Below are 22,912 nucleotides of genomic sequence, written 5' to 3'. Positions count from 1 at the left end.
GATGTGCCCCATCGTGTGAGGCAGCAGTTCCACCTTCTCATATTTCAAGCCGTTACGGCTAGGAAATGGCTCCTGACAACGTTGTTCTGTGTCATCGACATTGGACTTCACCAACCCTGTCGGAAACACGTGGTGGGATGTGTGTCATGCACGGTTGGGATGGCCCTCAGACTCGAGCGCTCACCGATGACGCTGGCACAGTCCTCGTCATGGGAGGGCCGGGTACAGGGCGGACGAGTCTATGTCTCGAAATTGCAGCGCGGCATGTTGCCTCCGGGGGGCTGCTGTCTGGTGTCTTGGTGTTGGCTCAAACAAGGTCGTCAGCTCAGGCCTTGCGTACGGCGCTGGTCCGTCGACTCGGAGGTGCTCACTTAGAACCCCAGGTTATGACGGTCCACGCTCTCGCCCGTCGCATCGTTGCCTCTCCGTCGCAGCGGTTGCTCACGGCACCGGAGCAGGAATTTCGGATGAGAGAACTGCTCGCGGCGCGAGACATGTCTGACTGGCCGGACGAGTTACGGACCTGTGCGGGTACGGCTCAGTTTGCCTCTGATGTCCGGGTAATGGCAGCGCGTTTGCGACAGGAAGGATGTGACCCGCAAGACTTGACTGACGCGGGCATCACGTGGGGGGTGCCCGAATGGCGAGTATTGGGGCCCTTCCTGGCCGACTACTTGGACGTTCTTGATCTGGAAGGATCACTCGACTATGCCGAGGCTGTGCATCGGGCTCGAATTGCGTTAACTCGGCCCGGAGCCGCTATAGCGGTGCGATCACGGATCAAGCTTCTGATCTGTGATGACCTGACAGAGTGTGATCCTTCCCAGATTCGCCTCCTCGCTCAGATCGCGCGATGCCACGTCCCCTGTGTGTTGACCGCGGACCCTGACCAGACGATTTATGGGTTCCGCGGTGCAGCAGCGGAACGGCTTGACGACGTTATCGACGAGTTCCCCGATGTGTCGGTTCACCATCTGACAACGGATTACCGTAACAGCCAACATATCGCTGAGGTTGTTGAGAGCTTGCGAACTGGGATGCCTGTGGTGCCCTCATCGAGTCGGCTACGTCGCCGTGCCAACCACAGCATCTCCGCTAAGCAAGGAACGGTGGCGGCACTGCGAGGCTCTAGCATCACGCGATTGGTGAGAAACATTGCTGGCACACTCCGTCACGGCCATGTCGCTAACGGTGTGGCGTGGCGGAACATGGCAGTGGTCACACGCCACGGCGGTGAGCTAGGTGTGATTGCGACGATACTTGCGGCCGAAGGTATTCCGGTCCAGAGATCGCGTGATGAATATGCGTTGTCGGACATCCACGCCGTCACGCAGATCTTGAACGCGTTGGAGATTGCAGTGGCCCTCGCATCGGGGGCACAACCCAGTGATCGAGACGTTGCGACACTCCTGTCAAACCCACTAGCAGGGATCGATCGCAGCGTCGTTCATCGATTAGAAACCTGGTGTCGCTTGGTGCGCGGCGTCAACGTCGACTGGCCGCTGCTGGAAGAGCTGGGTGTTGATCCGACGGTCACGGTGGCTGAGGAGTCCGAGCGAGTTGACGACGTCAGTCGATCTGAGGATGCCAACAAGGGGGAACTCGCCACTGCACGCGAGGTGTACTCGGTGCCTCCAGGCTTACGAGCCCTCGCCCGGCCGCTAGCCATGATGGCTCAGCGGGTGCAACGTGCCGCGGATCGCTTGCGTGCTGGTGCCACTTGCCATGAAGCTTTGTGGGCCTTATGGCACGGGAGCTCGTGGGCATCATCGTTGCGTAGTCGGGCCCTGGCCGGAGATTCGACTGCTGACCGCGATCTGGATGGCTTGTGCTCGCTTTTTGACATGGCCGAGAGTGCTCAAACAATGGCGGGAATTGCAGGTGGTCGGCGTCTCATCGAAGTAGTGCGGCAAGAGCAGATCCCAGCTGATCGGGCACGTGAATCCGATGAGGATCGTGATGGTGTGAGCGTTGTGACGGCCCACCGCGTTAAGGGGCGCGAGTTCGACATCGTTGCTGTGTGTGGACTCGAAGAAGGTAATTGGCCGGCTGATAACCATACAGGGTCCCTTGTTCGTGCAGACCGCTGGTCTCCCGACGGCCTGGTAGCAGCTCCTGGATGGTCAGAAAACCTTCGGGCGGAAACCAGGCTATTGCTTGTGGCATGTTCACGGGCGCGCCAACAACTGCTGTTGTGTTCGGTCGAGTCTGCTGAGGAGGGGATACGTCCCTCTGGGCTAGTCACTGGACTTCCTCACCTCGAGGGCAATGCTGATTCGCTGAACTTCGCTAGTCTCGCTGAACTTGTCGGCGAGTTGCGTCGCGTTATCGGTGATGAGACTGAATCGCCGCTGGTTCGAGCCGAAGCCCAAACGCTGCTTGATGATTTGCGCAACGAGGAGTACCAAGGGCGGCGATTGGTGCCACAAGCTGACCCGGAGACCTGGTGGCGCCAAGGAGCCCCTCGCCAGGCTGACGTGGCCGGGGAGGTAGAGCTCAGCGCGTCCCATATTGGGGAATTGCTCACCTGCCCGAGACGATGGTTTATGACTCGCCGTGCCGGTGCCAGTAGCGGATCAGCGCTTCGGGCAAATATTGGCTCCCTTGTGCACCGGATCTGTGCAGAACATATGGATCAGTGGTCGCTACCTGACGCCCTGGCTGACTTGGAAGCGGCATGGCCTGAAATCGAGTTGTCGGCGGAATGGCAGCGAAGCGCTGAACTAGCGGACGCGAAAATGGCGGTGCAGCGCTTCGACGGCTGGTTGCAGTCGCGTCATCGTCAACTCATCGGAACCGAGGTGCAGGTGAATGGCACGATCGAGGTCCCGTCCGGTATAGCGCGGGTGCGCGGCAGTATCGATCGGCTCGAGCGCGACGCTGAAGGTGCGTGTTACGTGGTGGATCTCAAAACCGGGGTCAGCCAGACCGACGAGACAAAGCAATCCCACCGCCTACAAATTGGTGTCTACCAAGCTGTCGTCGCATCTGGTGGAGTCGAGGCCTTAGGTACGACCATGGTCAGCGGTGCGGAATTGGTCCATCTTCGGATCGGCGCAGGTAAAGGTCACACAAGTCCGAAGATCGAGTACCAAAGTGGCCTTGTTGATGTGCCTTGGCCTGACGGATCTGGGCCTGTTGACGGCTGTCGTAACTGGATTGAGGCCAGTGTCGATAAGGCATTGAGAATTGTTACTTCGGGTGAGTATCCCGCAGTTGCGAATAGAGGCTGCGGTCACTGTCCCGCTCGAGCAGGATGCCCCGCGCTGGTACCGATGGATCCGGCGACGGCAGGTTCTAACCAACGAAGGAATATCTCATGACGATCTTGACTGATAACGCCCCGGTTGAAGACGTCGACGTGGCAACGCTGCTCGGCATTCCCATTTCCGCCGAGCAAGAGCGAGCGGTTAAAGCTCCACTGAAACCCTGTGTGGTTATCGCTGGAGCAGGCACGGGTAAGACGACGGTGATGGCCGCTCGTGTGGTATGGCTGGTTGCTAGCAGACTAGTAAGCCCGGAGGAAATTCTGGGGTTGACATTTACCAACAAGGCAACTGCGGAATTATCCGAGCGCATTGAATCCAATCTCACTCGAGTAGGCCTGCTGAAGCCAGAACAGCCCCGTCCGACGGTGGTGACCTATGACAGTTTTGCGGGGACACTAGTAAATGATTACGGAGCCTGGGACGGTATTAACACGAGGGCGCATCTCATAACTGGCGCCCGGGCTTACCAGCTCGCGACAGAAGTTGTCATGGGGCTCGATAAGGCTCCGCTGGCCGCTACCCATATGGGGCCAACGTCCATAGCTCAAGCTGTAGTGAAACTGGCTGGGGCCATGGCCTCACACGATGCGAGTCCGGATAAGGTGAGGCGAGCTGATGCCCGGTGGCGTCAGATGCTCCTCGACGCTCCAACCAAAAAGGGAGGAGATAGATACGCTGATGTCGATAAATGGCTTTCGCGAGTAGATGAACGCGAAGAACTTCTCGATCTCGTCGCTGCCTATCAGGATCTCAAGAAAGAACGTGGTTTAGTCGAGTTTGGCGACCGTATGGTTCAGGCTCTCCATCTAGTAACTCATCACCAGCGGGTGGGGGAGGATCTGCGGGCTCGATACCGGGTTGTCCTCCTTGACGAGTACCAAGACACATCGTCGGCTCAGGCTGATGTGCTCGCTGCGCTGTTTTCGGGCCCAGACCCGGCTCATGGGATGGGTCACCCGGTGATGGCTGTGGGCGATCCGCTTCAGGCCATTTATGAATGGCGTGGTGCGGCCGCCAGCAATATCCTGGAATTTCACAGGCGCTTTCCAGATGGGGCGGGACAGCCGGCTCAGGTGCTCTCTCTTGCAACTAACCGCAGATGCGCCGATCAGATTATCAATGCGGCCAATGTGGCATCCGAAGAGTTGCGAAAAAGTCTGTCTTCGGCGATGGCGTCTGACGATGATGGGTCGGCCGACGATCGGGCGGAGGTGGCAGTCGGGCAGCCGCTCATCGCGCCCGAGGGGAATCGACCTGGCGAAGTAACGGTGGCTGCATATCCTGACTGGGCTAAGGAATGTCGGGCGTGCGCCGATATCTTGGTGGAAGCTAAGGAGCGTGGCGCCATCGCACGTTGGTCTGATGCCGCAATCCTTGTTCGGCGCAATTCAGACGTTGCCGACCTCTATAACTCCCTAACCACTCGTGATGTCCCGGTGCGATTGGCGAACTTGTCTGGACTGCTTCGGCTCCCGGACGTTGCTATGGTGGTCGCTCATCTTCGGTTGTTGGTGGATCGTCACGACGATGCCGCGATGGCGACTCTGCTTGCCGCACCACGTCTTGGACTCAGCACTGATGACCTGGCGGTGGTGTATCGACGCGCCCGCACTCTGGCGAAGTCTCGTGCTAAGGATGATGGGCTAGATCCCAATGATGTCGAGATCCACCTCTCTGACGCCGTGATGGAAGGACCACTAGGTGGGCAGGAACGACTGCAACGTGCGCTGAAAAGGGTGTGCGCCGAAATCGTCGAGGTTGACGCGCACCAGGGGGATAGCCCCGACGACTTGGTTCTGCGCATCGAGGCCATTACAGGACTTATCGACGATATGGCTGCCGACGATCCGCACCGGAGCGCAGCTCGGCGAGATCACCTGGATGCGCTTTGGAATGCGATACGCGAGGTTCGTCGCAGCGATCCCGCTATGACGACTGCAGGAATCGTCGCTTGGTTAGCGGCTGAAGAAGATGTTGGTGACGGGCTTCCGCGAGCCGCTACCGACGACCGAGACGCCGTAACAGTGTCAACGGTTCATGGGGCCAAAGGCCTGGAATGGCCGCTGGTCATCATCCCTGACATGGCTCAAGGCGTGTTTCCGTCAACGTCGACTCCAGACAACTTCACCTCGCAGGCTGCTGTCCTGCCTTCTTTCGCTAGAGGAGATGCCAGCGACATTAGCCATCCAGCGTCGGGAAGTGTCGCAGACACTAAAGCGTACGTAGCGGCACTCAAGGAGGATTCCCAGTGGGCTGAGGCCCGACTCGCCTATGTGGCCCTTACCCGTCCCAAAGAACGATTAGTGGTGTCGTGGCATCAATGGCGCCCACGTCGCAAGGGTAATTTAGGGCCAGGGCGGTATGCAGACCTTCTTGCCGACATGCTTGGAATGGCGTGGCCGGACTTCGGTGAACGTCTTGACGACGACGTTCAGACTGGCACGCCCTGGCCTGTGATCACTGAAGATGTGTACCACGCCCCCATCAACAATGATTCTCGGCCCATAGATGATCCTGGGCAGGCCGAGCGGGTGAAGGCCTGGCGGTCTGACGCTGAGGCTCTGCTCACAGATGCGAGACGACACATCGATCTGCAGGATGAGGTTGCGCTTCCACCTCGCCTGACCGCCTCGCAGCTGGTGAGGTTCCACGCCGATCCGCAGGCATTCCGGGATGATTTGCGTCGTCCAATGCCTCGGCCAGCTGACAGGGGAGCCGGAATTGGTACGGCATTCCACGAGTGGGTGAGTCAACGGCTCGCGCCAGCAGAGCCGATTCCACTGTTCGATGTCGAGGAGATCGCGGAGTTTGACGGGGAAAGCATTACCTCGCAGGTCATCGCGTCTCAGCCCGGTAGTGTCGCCGGTCATGTGCTTCAAAGCCTGTGCCAGGCCTTTGAAGAGAGTCGATGGGCGGGAGCCACCGTGCTGGCAATAGAAAAATCATTTGTCATGACGATCGGTGAAACGGTCGTGCGTGGTCGTCTTGATGCCGTCGTCGCTGACCCGGATCACCCTGGAGATGAGCTCGTCATTGATTGGAAGACTTCGCCACCTCGCTCAGCAGACCCACTCCAGCTATCCATCTACAGATTGGCGTGGGCGCAGGCGAGGGGTATCGACCCCTCAAAGGTGCGAGCAGTGTTCCATCACGTCGGTGCAAATGAGACTATCAGCGCCGAGCCTCTCTTAAATGCGGACCAGGTGGCAGCCATTTTGACGGCATCGTCGGACAGGGACGGGTCAGCGTAAAATGCGTCTGGCGCGTGACGATCAGATAGTTCATAACGGGCTGAGGGGGCGCCGTGAGTAGGACCAGTGATACCCAGATCGTCGGGCGACCGTTATTAGATCGCTGTCATGCCGATCGGGACGATAGCGAAGCAAATCGGGCTCGGTGGGATGATCCGGCTGCCCGATTATTGCTTATTGATCCCTATGACAAGGTCGTCTTAGCTCACGGCCGGGTGGTCGCGGTTCCGACTGAGGGCGAGCGCGACGATCAGCACGATCTACTGCTTGGTGTCATTGATGGTGTGCCCTGGTTCGCCCGGCGTACTAGTGAGCCGCGCCCGGAAGCTCGGAGTTTGCGCGCGGTTGATCTTGTTCCGGTTGATCGGGAACTCGTCATGTCGGCGGTTGCAACACTGGCCTGGCATGAGAGCAACCCGCTATGCCCGCGATGTGGACAGACCACCCGCATTACGAGCGGTGGGCCGGCTCGGGTCTGTCCCCAGGGTCATCACGTATTCCCACGTATAGACCCGGCAATTATTACCGCAGTTCTGGACGACGAGGACCGCATCGTCCTTGCCCGTCAACGTTCCTGGGAGCCGCATCGCAGGTCGGTGTTGGCTGGATTCGTCGAGGCCGGCGAGCCGGCAGAGCATGCTGTGGTGCGCGAAGTTGCCGAGGAAACAACTCTGACAATCACCTCGGCATGCTACATCGGATCGCAGGCATGGCCGTTCCCCCGATCGCTCATGTTCGGCTACGTAGCTCGGGCGACCGGAACCATCGATGTCGGCCACGATGAACTAGCAGAGGCTGATTTTCTCAGCCGTCAGGAAGTATCCGACCAGGTCGATGCCGGGTGTCTGCGGTTACCGCCGACCCTATCCATAGCAAGAGCTCTTATTGACGCGTGGGTGGAGAACCGACTCCCGGAGCCAGAGAGCGGGTTTGACCTATCAGCCCACTGAGGGTGAACAGCCCATCGACCTTGGAAGCTTGGTCTCATCAGAACGTGCGATTCTCTTCCCAACGGCGCTGTATCCCAGAACGTCGATCATTAGCTCTATCAATCGCCCGCTCCACAGACTCCCTTGTGCCCACCACGGTGAGGTGCTCACGTGCCCGCGTGATGGCGGTATAAAGCAACTCACGAGAGAGGAGGGGCGAGTCGGGCGGTGGCAGGACTACCGTCACGTCCTTGAACTGGCTGCCCTGCGCTTTGTGAATCGTCATGGCCTGCAGGGGTTGCAGCGATGGGATGAGGGAACAGGGCAACCGTCTGGGTGCTCCACCGGGTCCGGGTAGAGCCACCGTGGGGACGGGCCTTGTTTCAACGACGACGCCGCAGTCACCGTTATTGACTCCCAGCTGCGCAAGGTTGTGCGTCACTATCGCAGTTTCGCCGAGAGCCCACCGGCTTTGGTCAATGCCAGGCAAGACATCTGAAAGCACAGCAACCATACGCTGAGACCACTCAGCTACTCCGTATGGCCCCTCTCGGTGAGCGCACAACAACCGGTGGTCGTCGGCGAGTTTGAGAGTAGCAGCGTCGTCGCCGGCTAGGGCGAGCTCAAGCATTCTTGCCCCGGTGCGTGCAATCACCTCCGCTACCGCCGGAAGATCGGCCATGGTGATACTCGCCGGGTCAGCGTCGATCCACGTAATGCTGCGATGATCGCTGTCTCTAACGAGGCCGTCGAGGGAAGGTGAGCCATGTGTCACTTCAGCAGCCGTCGCCAATACGTCCAACGCAGCGCTCTTGTCTCCCTCGCGTACCGCCTCCGACAGTTGTGCGATATCTCCTCCCGAGCGGTGGTTGCGGGTGAGGATCGTGACAGGAAGCCGCGTGTGGAGGGCATCAGCCGACGAAACGATGTCAGCCAAGACACTACCGGCGTCCACCGAGACAAGCTGCCCCGGGTCCCCGACGAGGATCAGGCGGGTTCCAGGGCCGATTGCAGACAGGAGGCTAGCGGCTAGAGGCAGAGAAAGCATTGACGCCTCGTCGACAACGACGACTCCGAATGGAAGCTTGTGCTGCTCGTCATATCCGAATGAGGTTCCCGGCCCTTGCCATTTCAGCAGTGAGTGGACAGTAGTCGCGTCAGCAACAATTGGTTTCAGGTCATCAGGCATTCGTTTGGAGACCTGCGAAACTGAATCACGCAGGCGTGCGGCCGCTTTGCCGCTGGGAGCGGCAAGAGCCACGGCTCCAAGATGAGGGTCAGCCTGTTGCAAGGCAGCTAAGAGGGCACATACCGTGGTTGTCTTACCGGTTCCGGGGCCACCTGCAAGCACACTAATGCGGTGCGTAACTGCTGCGACGGCAGCATCGGCTTGGGCTGGATCCAGCGGGGTTCCGGAGGCTTCTAGCGCATCACGGACGCCGGAAACAACATCGTCGGCGAACACTGGGCCTTGGCTTGGTGGATCCGCAGCGAGGGCAGCGAGATCGCGAGCGACATCGTGTTCTGCTTGCCAGTATTTCTCTAGGTAGACCAGACCCTCGTCAAGACGAGCTGGCAACTGGTTGAGCGGATCATCACGACCAGCAATGACGGGACTAGCCTCTAACATCGACAGCCACTCGCTTGGATGTGGCCATTCCAATTCCGCGAAAAGGGCTGCCTGATCGCTGCTGTCGATGTCTGGAATAGCAGGATCAAGAATCTGACGACGGACGACGTCTGCGATCTCATGAGGGTCCCAGAAGACCGAACCGCGCCGAAGCTCACGGCACGATAAAGCGATGGCGAGGCTGACGTCGGAGTTGGTCTCGCCGCCGATGCGGCACACCAGATTGGCTAAATGAATGTCACTGGCTTCGAGGACTCCAGCTCGGGCGAAGGGCTCAAGCCGGGGCCCTGCTCCTACCGGTACGAGGTCAGTCATGGAGACCTCCCAATCGCTCGCTGATCGCCTCAATGAGTTCAGGCTTCGGATGCCAGGTAAAAACTCCGTCGGGCATCTCGCCGTCGGGTACTGGACGATCAGCCATACCTCGAACAAAAAGGTAGCCGATAGGGCCGAGATGGGTTGCAGGGTCGTACCCAGGCAGGCTCGATGCGAGGAATCGATGCAAGGCAGCCGAATACAACAATCCTTGCAGTGGGTAGTGAGAGCTGAACATCATGGCCCTCATCGCGCGTACGTCATACATATGAGGACTGAGCCTGTGGACTCCAGGAATCCGATTCGTTTTGTAATCGACAACTAGATGACGACCATCGGGTCGCCTCAGAACCGCATCGATCGAACCCGTGAGGAAGCCGCGCAGCGCTTTGTCACCATTGGGGACGTGAGCAAGTATTTCGCCGTAGCCGCTGATGGGGTCCTCGGGTGGCACCAGGCCCGGATCGCAGAGGAGAGACGCTAAATCTGTGATAGTTGCCGATTGTCCGGATTGGGTCATGGCAAGTTCGAAATTCATCTCTGCCAGTCGATCCGCCGGGGAAAAATCTGCCAGAGTCATTCCCGGGGCCAAGGGCCCGAGATCACTATGAAGTACTTGCTCCAAACCGGTGGCGAGCTCAGCTGATGGAACGTCTGGTAGAGGCGATGTGCGAAGGGTTCTACGGGTGATTGAAAGTACCTCACCGGAGAGGTCGGCAGCCGTGGTGTCGATGTATTCAAGGACCGTGTGAACCAGGGTGCCGAAGGAGGTTCCTCCGGGCAACCCACACAGACCGGGGGTCGTGTCATCGACAGACTCGCCGTCAACGGGTTCGTCGATGAGGGTGTTAGTCGTAGGTGCCGCTGCAGCTGTGTGGAGGTTGGCCGTCAGCCCTGAATATGAAGTTCGGACAAACGCGGTGTCGAGTGGTCGCGTTAGCGTCCTGGGGTTAGCGTAGGCACGAGCCTGGGCGCTGACCGTTCGGGTAAGGAGCTTCTGGTTAGCCGGAGCTATTGCTGTTGCAATCGGTCCGGAGTTGAGCCAGGGGAGAGTTCCCGGGTTGGTCTTGGCAGTGCCAAGGCCAAGCTCGCCCGTCGTACGGTCCATCTCGACGAGGCGTTGGAAGGCGGACCACTGATTTCGCCGATTGCAAGGAGACCACCATAGCCGTACAGCAGATCGGGCGCGGGTGAGGGCGACATATAGCAGGCGAAGGTTCTCGCCCCGCTCGTCCTCTTCGTGGCTCTCGAGTGCTATGGAACGATCGGTTGCCTGCGAACTGATGCTCAACACGCGCCGTTGCCCGTCGTGCCACACGATCGGACCACTGGCGCTCTTTCTCGGCGCCCATCCGTCGGCAATGTCAGGCAATAACACGACGGGGAATCCCAGCCCTTTTGCCTCATGGATGGTCATGACCCTAACAGCCTGTTGGTCACTATCAAGGCGACGGGGGTCGTCGTCTCCCGGTAGCTGCTGTTGCTCGCGGATCCACGCTGCGGTTGCCGCCGCCGTCAATCTTCCTTCACAGGCCGCAACATGCGCTTTTTGTGCCACCTGACGCAGATCGGTGACGTATCGCTCACCTCCTGCCATGCTCACCAGACGCACCAACACACCGGGGCGGTGAAGAGCAGCCTCAACCGTTCCCCACACCCCCGTCATCGTCCAGGTACTCGACCAGCGAGCCAGGTCAATCGCCAGATCAGAGCGCACCCGCGAATCGGATACTGCCAAATCGGCTGGCGTTGCACCGATGAGGTCAGACAGGTACAGCCTGGTTCGCAGCCTCTCATCGGTATTCTCGAGAGCCTCGAGCAAGGTTATGAGATCTTCGGTCGCTTGAGATGACCACACCGGTGAGGCGCCAGAGAATACTGCAGGCTGATGGGCCTGTGATAGCGCCGTCGCAAGTTCGGCACCCCTGCGACGTGTTCGCACCAGGATCGCGATGTCGTTGGGGCAAAGTGGCCGTTCCTCATCGTCGTCATCGGCAATGACCGTTCCGCCCTCGAGCATCATGACTACCTGATTAACGAGGTCTTCAGCGACGAATTGATCGGAGTCCGCCGTATCCTGCTGCGCGTCGGCAGGGGCTTGGAGGCAGCGGATCTGGAAAGGTTGAGACCAGTGGTAGCGCGGTCCATCGGTGGCCGCTGTCTTAATTCGAGATTCCTGATGATGGGCTGTTACCGGTTCCATTGGGACACCGTGGCCCAGCTGGGCGTTGCCAAAAAGAGTATTAACGGCCTCGACGATGGGCTTATCAGCTCGGTAGTTGACGTCGAGATGGAGGACATGGCTGGCAGATCGGGCCGCGTCTTGGTAAGCGTGGACGTCAGCCCCTCGGAAGGCATAGATCGACTGCTTTGGGTCTCCAATCAGCCAAAGGTTGCTGTGGCCATGGAAGGCTCGCCGCAGTATTTCCCATTGCAGGGGATCAGTGTCTTGAAACTCGTCAACCATGACGAGTTCAAACCGGTGAGCAAGTGTTGCGCAAGCTAGCGGGCCACGGTACGGGTCACGAAGAGCCCCGACAAGATCGCCAATAAGATCGTCGAAGGTATGAACTGCCCGTGATTTGGAGCGCCTTCGAACGTCTTCTCGTACTGACTGAGCCCACAGCACGTCTTGCGAGGACGTCTCTGCGCCCTCCTCGGAGGAGATCGGGACTTCGCCGTATTTCACCGCGACGTCTCGAGATAGCTTGCGTTTTTCGTGCACTGAGGGCGGCCAGTCACAGTCGAGATATTGGGCCAGGTAGTGGTCATCGGATACCTCGGTTGCTAGGGGGGTGAGATCAGTCATCAGTGCTGAGGACGGGTCGTGGTCTGACAACGCTCCTAACTCCACAAGCATTCGGGACGCGAATTCGTGGGTGGTAGTGATCACCGCTCTGTCGAAGGTGTCGAGAGCAGATTCCACACGTGCGAGTCCTTCCCGCCCAAGTTCGAGTAGCGACTCATCGCAGGGGTCAGAAGGCTCTCGGGAGCCTGCTAGCAGCAAGCGGGTGTTAAGAAGACGCTCGTAGACTCGTCCGTGCAACTCACGGGCAGCTGATCGGTTGAAGGTCACCAGAAGGAGGTTCTCCATGTGAACCATGCCAGTGGCGATAGCTTTCGCGCACACCGCTGAGATGGTCCATGTCTTTCCAGTCCCGGCGCTTGCTGCCAGCAGGACGGTCCCTTGCGGCAGCGGTTTAGTAATGTCAAAGGAGGCCTCGGTGGTCATGCCATCCTCCCCGAATTCAAAAACTGTGCCAACATCGGTTGCGAAGACTTAATCCTTTTAGACGCCAGCTTAATCGGATCGAAAAGCCATCCAGACAGTTCCTCCAAGGTGGTACCTAACTCATGGCAGCGGGCGTTGAGCTCACCCACATCGGGCCCCAAAAATGCCGCCCAGTTTGGATCCCGCTCCCGCGACCACTGCACCTGGAGGGAGCTGGCTCCAGTGCGGTAGTCGCTACTCGCCATGGGGGATAATCCGGCGAGCGCATGTGCCACTTTCACAGGCAATGGGATGAGTTGCTGGTTGCTCCACCAGGCGATTCGGGCGAGTCCAGCCAGGATGTCACGAGCATCGCCAGGCGCTGGGGCAGCTATCGGTAGGGGGTCGCCCTTCGGGACAAGGACTCCAAACCACCCGGGTTCCTCAGTTGCGACGGTCACAGCAAGCAGATCGACCCACAGGCCGAGGAGCGGTCTAGCATTCGCCCGGGACGCGACAGCGTGGACAATCTGATGGTTTCTCACACCGACTCGGCCGCGCAGGTGAACTGGATGCATGGGATCGACAATGAGTCCGTCAGACCATAGCAATTGGGGGCTGTTGCCCCCATCGAGATCGAGGTTAATTTCGATGAATTGCTCGTCTTGGTCACCGCGGAGCCGAATGGCCTTCTGGTAAATATCCGACGCTTCGTCAGCCAACTTGGTGACGATACGTTGGCCCAGGTGTCCGGGAGGAGTAGAGCCGCGGAGCCGTTCGGCATTGCTCGCGTCGTCTGGCAGACAACCGTGTTCCAAATCAGCCAGGATCCGGGAGCGTATCCAGTATTTGTCCAATGCGCTGGGTGCAAGTGGCAGGTCGACCGGAAGCTCGGTAGATCTTTCACTAGCTGGTGCCCCAGCCCGGGCTCGTAAGAGCGTTCGCGCCGGGTGAGACAGAGCGAGGGTGAGATCAGTAGGGGACATCCGGGATTCAGGCAATTCGGTCACCGGGGGCAAGATGACACGTCGAGGCCGAGGCCGTGATCCAGCATGACACTGTGCCGCTGCGGCCGCGGCGTCGTCGAATCCGCTCCAAGCGGTGCCACTGTGATCAGAGAATTCATCGACAGAGAATGGTTGCAAACCGTGAACAACGCGACGCGGTGTTGCGGACTGCAGCTCGAGAGCTTGGGAGAGGGTTGTCGTAAAGGGGCCTGGCAGCACGGGGAGGTTACTCACAGGGCTACGCGCCTGCCTTACGACGATCAGGAGGGTTCTGGCCGACACAGCGGTGTCGAGAAGGTCTTGTCGTGCTTTGACAGCCGGATCGAGACTTTGATCTCGCAAACCTCGAAGGGGATCGGCATGAATGATTTCTTGATCGGGGTCGACGACAATCACGACTTCGTGGTCGACAGGGGTAAGCTCACCTGGACGGCACACCTGAATCGATCCATCGAACCAGCTGTACCGCTCACGAGGGATGTTTGAGAGCCAGTTAAGGAGGTCGATGATCTCCTGGCGGTCAAACTCCCTGTCTTCTACGACGCCTTCCAGGCCCGTCAGCAGGGCGATAGTCTGTAGCGCCGATCGAGGAGCCTCAGCTGGAGCAGCAGTAAGGTTGTCTACGATCTGGTTAACCCGGCTTTTCCAGGTGGCAATCGAGGCAGGTGTTTCAGTGTCGAGAAAAGCCTTGCGCATGCGGGATACGAGTTCAGCGAGTTTCCCGACGAGGGGGATTGTTGTTGATCCGACGTCAGTAATCGGCGTAACTGTCCCCAGATAGGTTGGTGGCGTAGCCGACATCGCGATGGCGAGAAGCATCCTTTCGATGCCAGCCAGCCAGGTCGATTGCCTGATCCGGCCCAGCCCTACCTGTTCCCTTGCGGCAGGGTCAACTCCCCACCGGATGTCGGCCTGGCTCACCAACCGTTCAATGGCCTCCTGATCGTCATCGGAGAATCCGAATCGAGTCCGCACCGCAGGCATGGCGCACAGGCTGAGCAAGTCTCGTCCCGTGGCACGTGAGGAGGCCAAGCCCAAGACGGTCGTCACCGCTTCAGTGACGGGATTAACATGTTCACGTTGCGGAGGGGGCGTGAACCGTAACTGATGTGCGGGGTGATCGATGTCTGCTAAAGCCCCAGCAGAAAGAAGGTCGGCGGTGTCTTGGCGTCCGCAACATATGACGACGATGTCCCTGGGCTCTAAGGCTGGGTAATCAGCGAGAGCGGCGCATACCACATCGCGCACTACTTCGGCCTGGCGATCAGCTCCGTGACACTCGTGCATTTCGACTGCCGGCAGCTCCCCGCGGGCATCCGTAGTGCTGTGTGCTGTGTGGATAGCAGACGATGTCCACCGCGCGGTAGTGGCAGAGCGCACCCGGTCAAAGGTGTGCCACGGATCAGCGTCATCAACGTCATGATCGAGATGGACGATGGTGACATCACGTGATGCCGACAACGCCTCCGCTAAACTCACGTCGTGCTGAGCTACGGCCGTCGATGAAAACCACACGATTGGTGGCTCGGGCTGTGCTTGAGTGAGTATCGCGTCAACGAGGAGCTGGTGCCGGCTCACGGGATCAGGAACGTGGCACGGCTCGGCGAGGAGGGCACGCCACAGCGGGGCCCACCATGCACGAGCCGGATCCAACGGGTCACCTGCAAGGTCAGTGTCGCCCCGACGGGATGTGGGGGACGCAACGTCAGCCCAGGCAGTCAAAACCTCGTGCGAGTCGCGAGCTAGTGCGCAGATCGCGTCTGCGGCTTGTCGTGCAGTTGTCCATGCTGCGCGCGGCACCCCCTGTTGACGGCTGGCCTCCAGATGAGCTGAAACAACCTCAAAGCCAGGGCGATTGGTCTCAATGAGGCGGCAGATACGCAGGGCGAGGGGCCCGGGCTGCCACGGATCGGTTTCCCGCTCAATTCCAAGGAGATCTTCCTCGAGTCGCGCTCGTAGCCCCTGCGGTGTCGTTGCATCGATACCGGCGGCGATTCCACGGCGACAAGCAAGGGATTGCAGCAGGGACCGAGACTGAGCATTGCTGGGAGTAACCAGAGTCGGCCGGACGAATTGATCGGTGATCGGTTCCGATAAGGCTGCTACGACGGCGTCACTGACGTGGCGCCAGGAATGGACGACCTTCACCACACCGGCCATCGACGCACCTCCTCGTGATAGCTCGACCTACTGTCGAACTGAGTGGTCAGTCTAGTCGAACTGAGTGGTCAATCTAGGGGTAAGGCATGACAGGTTGATGGGCTAGCTGTGGCACATGAGCGGAACATGCACGATGACCACAGCGACATATTGCTGTCGGTCATGGGTCTTATGGTGATCGCTGTGAGAACCCGATCTGCAGCTACGATTCTGGCGGCACTGGATCCCGAACAGGTCAAGGTTGCGAAGACCTTCGATGTTCCGGTGTGTGTCATAGCTGGTGCTGGGACAGGTAAGACTCGTGCTATTACGCATCGCATCGCCTACGGTGCGGCGACGGGAAAGCTCGATCCACGTCGTACCCTCGCGGTCACTTTCACGACCAAGGCAGCCGGTACAATGAAGGGTCGACTTGCCGATCTCGGGGTTGTTGGTGTGCAAGCTCGCACTATTCATTCTGCGGCGCTGCGGCAGATCAAGTTTTTCTGGCCACGCGCATATAACTGTGAATTGCCGCCGGTGAGTGATTCCCGTTTCTCGATGGTGGCGGAGGCAACCCGTCGCATTGGCCTGGGCAATGACAAGGCGCTGCTGCGTGACTTGTCCGCCGAAATCTCGTGGGCAAAGGTCTCGAATGTGCCCACTGATCAATACGCGTCTTTGGCCAGGGCGGAAGGCCGGGTTGTGGCGGGGGTCTCGGCAACTGATGTAGGGCGTGTCCTGGCCGGATACGAGGCTGTGAAGAGGGAACGCTGCGTTATCGATTTAGACGATATTCTGTTATGCGCGGTAGGATTACTGGTTCAGCACCGTGACATCACCGAGGAAATTCGGACCCGGTACCAACATTTCGTTGTTGACGAATATCAGGATGTCTCTCCGCTGCAACACCGGTTGCTCGAACTGTGGTTCGGCGATAGAAATGACGTATGCGTCGTAGGGGATCCGCACCAGGCCATTCACTCCTATGCGGGTGCTCGAGCCGATTACCTCCTCAACTTCGTTGCTGATCATCCTGGCGCTAAACGTATCGATTTGGTTCGCAACTACCGCTCCACTCCTGAGATTATTCGGTTGGCCAATGAAGTTCTTGTCAACCGTATGACTCCAGCGGAGGCTCCGGAACATGGCAGGGGAGTTACATTGGTTTCGCGGGGGCGGTCCGGCCCCGAGCCTGTCTATCAAGCTCTCGGTGACGATGCTTCCGAGGCTGCAGCTGTAGCGATGTGGGTTGAGTCGCGCCATGCTGCTGGAATCCCATGGTCTGAGATTGCCGTTTTGTACCGGATTCATTCTCAGGCAGCCCATCTTGAGACCGCGCTAGCCCAGAGGTCCATTCCATATCTGGTGAAGGGTTCTGAGCGTTTCTATGAGAGGGCTGAGGTGCGACGCAGCCTTGACGCTTTGGTCCGGCTTGTTGCTGATGAGCCGGGTGCTGATCCAGTGCCAGCCTTTGATCGGATACTCACGGCTCAAGGCTGGTCGGCTACCGCACCCGAGGGAGAGGGCGATGTCAGGCAGCGGTGGGAATCGTTGCAAGTTCTGCACGACCTGGCGGTCTCGGTTGTTAACGATGGGACGACGACGCTGGAAGGGCTGGCAGCCATGTTTTCCCGTCGGGCTGCCACCCAGGAGGCACCGGTTGGCGACGGCGTTACTCTGGCGACCTTGCATGCATCCAAGGGGCTCGAATGGGATGTCGTAGCCCTTTATGGCATGAGTGACACGATGGTGCCCTTCGTCATGGCTGAAGCTCCGGCTGAGATGGCTTCGGAACGTCGTTTATTGCATGTTGGTGTGACTCGGGCACGACGAGACCTATGGGTTTCGTACTCGTGGTCTGGTGGGAATCGGGATCGGCAAGGGATCTCGCGATTCTTGCGTGGTCTGCCTGGCACGGGGGAGGTGACGAATAGGCCCCGGGAACATCGTCGGAGACGTCGTACCACGATCATTGTCTGCTCGGTATGTGGCAAGGCGCTTACCGCAGCCAGAGACCGGAAACTCGGCCATCACCTTGCTTGCGAGGTTGGGGTCGACCCAGATCTCGTCGAGAGGTTGCGGCACTGGCGCAGGGAGCGCGCGCAAGCCGATCGAGTGCCTGGCTTCGTCATTCTCACGGACGCCACCTTGCTGAGCGTTGCGGAAAAACGGCCTGATTCCTTGGAAGGTTTGTTGCAGGTTCCAGGAATTGGTAGACGCAAGGCCGATCTTTACGCGGCTGATCTGATCAAGGTGTTGCACGGCTCTTCGGACAACCAACAGTGACATCCAGGTTGGGCTGGCACCTCAATGCTGCGTTCGCCGGCAATGGTGCGCACATGGAAGGTCTTCGGCTGACGGGAGACCGTCGAATCGCGGATAGATAGTGCAGCATTTTCGATCCGATTGACGAGCCACTCGGTGACCGCAGGGTCGTGGCTGCCTTCGGTCATACTGCGAGCCATCGCCACCCAGTCAGGGTCGCGGGCGGCCATCGCCATGTCGGCACAATGCTGGCATCCAGGGCTGCCATCGTTGATGGGGCCGAGTACGGCCCAGTGATGACGTCCCCATGCGACGACCGACGGGATTGCCGCGCGATGACATTGCTCAGCTACGTCACGGCCTCCGAGGAGGGTCCGGGGGCAGATAACGACGACATGGACGTCAGGATTGGTATGCCCACTGACGCGACGAAGGTTGCGGGTGTTAGTAGGGCCAGGCGCTTTTACCCACGTTGCGACATCGATGCGTCGCGCGATAAGGCCTCGCACCAGATCGTCGGAGCAGCCATGATCGCTGACGACCGCCACGCGAAGATCGCAGGGTTCGGTGGCTACGCCCGCTTCATATAGATGACGCGCAACATCTGCTGGGACATCGACGCGCCCATCGGCGCTGGCCGTCGCACCGCGTAGCCGGAAGGAGCGGCCATCCGGAGCGAGGAGGCGCAACCCGCCTGAAACCGAGGTCCAAGGACAATCAAGTTCAACATGCATAGCCTGAGTGTTCCCAAGCTGTGGGTGGTTACGTAAGTTCCGGCAAGGAGACGGGCAACACTACGAAGAAGATGGGCAACAACTCGAACCACTCGGACAACACGTCATGGCGTTGGGACAACACATCGTCAGACATGCGGCCACAGCTGGCCCCGGTACGATACACACGGTAGATGAGAGCCCCCGGACCATCACGATGTGCCTTCCCCTGCACATCCGAGATCCGGGGGCTGTTTTCAATGTAGGGCAGGCGCTAGATCTCGTCAACTTCATGCGTCGCCCGTGGCGCCAAAAGTGTCCTTCTCGCCCGGCATGATGGATGCTATGGCTCACAGGGCAGTTCCGGACGAGATTATCGAGGCGCAAAACGGTAGGCCCGAGATCATCATTCGACGCAGTGCTCGTCGTCGTCGCACGTTGAGCGCCAGGATGGAGGGGACGTCCGTTCTCGTCATGGTGCCCCTAGGCATGAGTAAGGCTGGTCAGGACCGTCAAGTGATGGAGCTGGTGGACAAGGTGACGAAGTCCGATGCTCGCCGGCGACACCACGACAGCGACGAGGAACTGACCCGACGCGCCCATCGGTTGTGCCAGAAATATCTCAACCCGCGGGTAAATGACGTGGTTGAGCCGGCATCCGTGCGGTGGGTGTCCAATCAGAACACTCGTTGGGGTTCATGCACGCCGTCGACCGGTCAGATTAGGTTGTCTGACCGCATGATCGGATTCCCCGATTGGGTCATCGATCATGTCTTAGCCCACGAGCTTTGCCACCTCGTAGAGGACCATCACAATCAACGATTCTACGAATTGCTTGCCGGCTTTCCTAGCACCGAACGAGCGGAGGGTTTTCTGACTGGCTTTCAGTGGGCTATCTCTGGGGAAGCTAATAACACCAAAAACGATCCCGACAATAGCCCCACGGATCAGTCATCGTGACCCTGGTCTCGCAGCAGCTTTTCTAGCTCGGCGTCGAGATCGTCGCCGCCCTTCAAAGGTTCCTGGCGATCTCCCGAGACATAACCCAATGGATCGTCAAGGTCGGCGGCAGTGGGAACGAGGTCGGGGTGGTTCCAGACTTGGTCGCGGCCAACCGTTCCTCGGGCCTCACGCAGCGCCGCCCACAGATTTGCGGCGTCGCGCACCCGGCGGGGACGCAACTCGAGACCGAGTAAAGACTGGAAAAAGACCTCCGCAGGGCCGGACGTGGCACGACGACGCCGCACTGCTTCGGCAAGCTGATCGTGACTGGGAAGCCAGGTGCGAGCAACCTGGGAGGTGACCTCATCAACCCATCCCTCAATGAGCGCCAGCAAGGTCTCTAGACGCTGAAGCACACCCTCCTGCTCCGGCGTGCGGGTCGGTTCAAAGAGACGCCCCCGTAAACGCTCCGACATTTCCTGGGCTTTTTGCGGCGTCAGCTGGGAGAGGTCGTCAATGTCGATGGCATCTTCAATAGCCGAAGAATCGATGCGGATCTCGCGGGCATAATGTTCGACCAGGGCCAGCAGTTGCGGCCCAAGCCAGCTCACCGTGTTGAACAGGCGCTGACGAGCAGATTCACGCAGCACGAGATAAAGTTCTACGTCCCTGGGATCAAGGTCCAGGTCATTCCACGCGGCGGCGATGTTCGTGGGGAGGATGACGACTTGGGGTACCGGTAGCACCTGCAAACCAATCTCGGTGCCGGTAACTGTTGAGGTCGATAGCTCCCCAAATCCCTGAGCCAACTGGGCTCCGTACAGCATTGCCGACATCCTGCGTAGCACCGGGCCCATTATCTGGGTGAGTGCGGCCATCGGGTCGTTGGGGCCGCCCGGGGACATCAGCCCGGTCATCGCTTCTGTGAGGGAGACCAGCACTGGCTCGACGACGGACTGCCAGGACGGGAAGGTATGTTCAATCCACTCTGCACGGCTCCAGCACGCTGGCTGGACGTTTACCTGGGCGAACTCGCATTCGCGGTCGAGCCAGGTTTCTGCGAGACGGGACGCGTCGAGTAAAGCCGTGCGCTCCTGCTGGCCTGGCGCTGGGTCAGGGCCATAAGAAGCGGTGATGTGCCTAGCCATGTCTTTGATGTGAGACCAGTCGACTGGTCCATCACTCGGATTTGCCTCGGGCATGCCGAATCCCACCGAATTACCGGATCCGAACATCTGTGAGAACTGGGTCACAAATGAGGTGAGGTCACCGTTGGCGGGCAGGCCTAACTGCTGCATCATGCGGCGCAATTGCTCAGCCAGCTCCTCGGGGTCGGGTTGCCCAGGGTTCTGGGGTCCGTTGTTCATTCCCGTCTCCGTTCGCTCGTCGTGGTGTCTCAGCCAAGTCTAGGGCCGTCGCTGTCGTGGAAAAGTCATCGTCCGCGACGGCTAGCATGGCTACCATGTCCGAGCCGACCACGCCCCCGTCGCAGGCGCATGATCCTGGCGCATCCGCCAACCAGATATCAACGGTCGAGACTGAAATCCGACCAACAGTGCGTTTCCCTACTCGCTGGGCGGCGATCTCGTCGGCCCTCGTCGTGTTGCTATGCGTTCTGGCCCTAATTCTCGTTCCGACCCCGTTCGTCGCGCGGTCTCCCGGCCAGACCGTGAATTTGCTCTCGACGAACGAACGGGGCAAGCCAATGATTCAGATCGACGGCTTGACTACTCGGCACAGCGAGGGCGAGATGCGGATGACGACTGTCTCTATAACTCGTGCTGATTCACGTCTCAGCCTGGCCGAGGCGTTAGTCGCCCATCTGCGCGCAGACCATGACGTCCTCCAGCGGGAGGCTGTTTATCCGCCGGGACGTTCTCCTCAGCAGGTCGATGCTGACGAGTCCTACATGATGGACACGTCGCAGCGTGACGCCGCCGTGGCCGCTCTACGAGCTGCCGGTCAGCCTGTCGCTGAGATGCCCATGGTCAATGCTGTCAGTGCTGCTGGTCCGGCGCACGGAAAGCTGATGCCCGGAGACCTCATTGAGAAAGTGGATGGACAACCAGTGGCGTCCCTCCTCGATGTGGGCAAGGCCGTCCGGAAGCACGTGGTGGGGGACACCGTCGTATTTGTCGTTCTGCGCAATTCGGTTGCGAAAACTGTTGCGGTGACGAGCGTCTCGTCAGTAAGCGACCGACGCGCTCCGGCAGTTGGTATCACCATCGATACGGGCTACCGGTATAGCCCGACGATCACCTATAGCATTCCTGGAGACATCGTCGGCCCGTCTGCCGGGCTTGCGATGGCCCTGTCGATTTACCAAATGGTGGCCCCCAACGACCTCATAGGTTCGCTGCGGATCGCAGGAACTGGCAGCATTTCTCCAGACGGCAACGTCGTCGCTATTGGCGGCATTCAAGAGAAGGTAGCGGGAGCCGAGCGCGACGGTGCGAAGATCTTTCTTGTCCCGTCCGGTAACTGTCGCGACCTTAGCGGGGTTGAGACATCCATGAGACTGGTCAAAGTGTCGAGTCTCAAGGATGCCATCGCTGCTATCCAGAAAATCCGTGCCGGGGGAACGGGAGTACCACATTGCTAAGTGACCAGGACGTGGAGATGCAAGAGTCCCAGACTGCACCGGGAGCTTCAGAGTCGGCAGATGACGCCTTGATTGCGTGCTTGACCGAGATTGAGAGGTTTGTTGCGTCGTCGAGCCGGGGTGGTCCGCCTCGTCTATTCGCGTTGGTGCGTACTGTCGATCTCGTGAAGGCTGAGCCAGCGCTGGCCGGCCAGCTCGCCATCGGTAACCCTGACAGCTTGTCCAGTATCGAGCAGGACGACTTTCGCCCCGGTGAGGACCTTGCTCAGGCCCTTGCGACTACGACGTGGGGTGACGCTGTAGACGGGGCTGCCATCTGCGTCGAAAGGATCTTCCTACCGGACGATTGCGCTGACGAGATGCCTAACGATCCGGACAAAGCCGCAGCGTTTGTAGCTGCTCATCCGAAACGCCAAGAAGTTCGGGTGGTGGCCGGAGCGCTTCGAGATGGAAGCCACTACGGTGTCGCGCGTCTTGTCGAGCACCCCGACGAACTTCTTGGCTCGATCGACTTGGTGCCTGCCCTGGAATCAGCGGTGCTGGCGACGCTGCGCTGACGACTTGACGCGGAATCGCCTTGTGATCGGTAATGTGCGCGGTGGTGCCGCCTCATCTAGGAGACGATCATGACGGATC

At 59.4% G+C, this 22,912-nt stretch carries 11 protein-coding genes and 1 pseudogene; 7 read left to right on the top strand and 5 right to left on the bottom strand.

What is annotated here, in order from left to right; translation table 11 throughout:
• Positions 1-137 precede the first annotated feature (137 nt).
• The 3 genes from A5483_RS06330 to nudC are packed head-to-tail and all read left to right on the top strand — an operon-like array spanning position 138 to position 7,470.
• Positions 138-3,323: an ATP-dependent helicase gene (locus A5483_RS06330; protein WP_063811267.1), complete on the top strand. Its 3,186-nt coding sequence runs from the start codon at positions 138-140 to the stop codon at positions 3,321-3,323.
• Complete coding sequence (locus tag A5483_RS06325; protein WP_063811266.1) at positions 3,320-6,520, top strand: ATP-dependent DNA helicase; 3,201 nt, start codon at positions 3,320-3,322, stop codon at positions 6,518-6,520. Before A5483_RS06330 ends, A5483_RS06325 begins: the two co-directional genes overlap by 4 nt.
• Before the next feature lie 53 nt (positions 6,521-6,573).
• Complete coding sequence (gene nudC, locus A5483_RS06320; protein WP_063811265.1) at positions 6,574-7,470, top strand: NAD(+) diphosphatase; 897 nt, start codon at positions 6,574-6,576, stop codon at positions 7,468-7,470.
• A 37-nt stretch (positions 7,471-7,507) separates the two neighbouring features.
• Here nudC and recD read toward each other — a convergent pair whose 3' ends face one another.
• Genes recD through A5483_RS06305 form a run of 3 tightly spaced genes read right to left on the bottom strand, consistent with a single transcriptional unit; the run spans position 7,508 to position 15,772 of the window.
• Complete coding sequence (gene recD / locus A5483_RS06315; RefSeq protein WP_063811264.1) at positions 7,508-9,394, bottom strand: exodeoxyribonuclease V subunit alpha; 1,887 nt, start codon at positions 9,392-9,394, stop codon at positions 7,508-7,510.
• Positions 9,387-12,626 (bottom strand): UvrD-helicase domain-containing protein, encoded by a 3,240-nt coding sequence (locus A5483_RS06310; RefSeq protein WP_063811263.1) that lies wholly within the window; start codon positions 12,624-12,626, stop codon positions 9,387-9,389. The genes recD and A5483_RS06310 overlap by 8 nt, the downstream gene beginning before the upstream one ends.
• Positions 12,623-15,772 (bottom strand): exodeoxyribonuclease V subunit gamma, encoded by a 3,150-nt coding sequence (locus A5483_RS06305; protein ID WP_063811262.1) that lies wholly within the window; start codon positions 15,770-15,772, stop codon positions 12,623-12,625. The genes A5483_RS06310 and A5483_RS06305 overlap by 4 nt, the downstream gene beginning before the upstream one ends.
• Before the next feature lie 147 nt (positions 15,773-15,919).
• On the opposite strand from A5483_RS06305, the gene A5483_RS06300 reads away from it, so the two are divergent.
• Complete coding sequence (locus tag A5483_RS06300) at positions 15,920-18,040, top strand: ATP-dependent DNA helicase UvrD2 (protein WP_063811335.1); 2,121 nt, start codon at positions 15,920-15,922, stop codon at positions 18,038-18,040.
• Here the strand turns inward: A5483_RS06300 and A5483_RS12385 are convergent.
• Positions 17,986-18,948: pseudogene (locus A5483_RS12385) on the bottom strand (hypothetical protein). The gene A5483_RS06300 and the pseudogene A5483_RS12385 overlap by 55 nt on opposite strands.
• Positions 18,949-19,065: 117 nt before the next feature.
• On the opposite strand from A5483_RS12385, the gene A5483_RS06285 reads away from it, so the two are divergent.
• The gene (locus A5483_RS06285) at positions 19,066-19,692 is read left to right on the top strand and encodes a M48 metallopeptidase family protein (protein ID WP_063811334.1); all 627 of its coding nucleotides are present in this window, start codon (positions 19,066-19,068) and stop codon (positions 19,690-19,692) included.
• On the opposite strand, the gene A5483_RS06280 is transcribed toward A5483_RS06285, so the two are convergent.
• Positions 19,680-21,041 carry a zinc-dependent metalloprotease gene (locus A5483_RS06280; RefSeq protein WP_063811260.1) on the bottom strand — a complete coding sequence of 454 codons (1,362 nt, stop codon included), beginning with the start codon at positions 21,039-21,041 and terminating at the stop codon, positions 19,680-19,682. The two genes, A5483_RS06285 and A5483_RS06280, sit on opposite strands and share 13 nt — an antisense overlap.
• 86 nt (positions 21,042-21,127) lie before the next feature.
• Between A5483_RS06280 and A5483_RS06275 the strand changes: the two genes are divergently transcribed.
• Positions 21,128-22,276 carry a YlbL family protein gene (locus A5483_RS06275; protein ID WP_063811259.1) on the top strand — a complete coding sequence of 383 codons (1,149 nt, stop codon included), beginning with the start codon at positions 21,128-21,130 and terminating at the stop codon, positions 22,274-22,276.
• Positions 22,277-22,293: 17 nt separating this feature from the next.
• Positions 22,294-22,833 carry a PPA1309 family protein gene (locus tag A5483_RS06270; protein ID WP_193790445.1) on the top strand — a complete coding sequence of 180 codons (540 nt, stop codon included), beginning with the start codon at positions 22,294-22,296 and terminating at the stop codon, positions 22,831-22,833.
• The last annotated feature ends 79 nt before the right edge of the window (positions 22,834-22,912 follow it).

Origin of the sequence: Cutibacterium namnetense (genome assembly GCF_001642025.1) — a bacterium.
Classification (GTDB): domain Bacteria; phylum Actinomycetota; class Actinomycetes; order Propionibacteriales; family Propionibacteriaceae; genus Cutibacterium; species Cutibacterium namnetense.
This window is presented reverse-complemented; position numbering and strand designations above follow the sequence as displayed.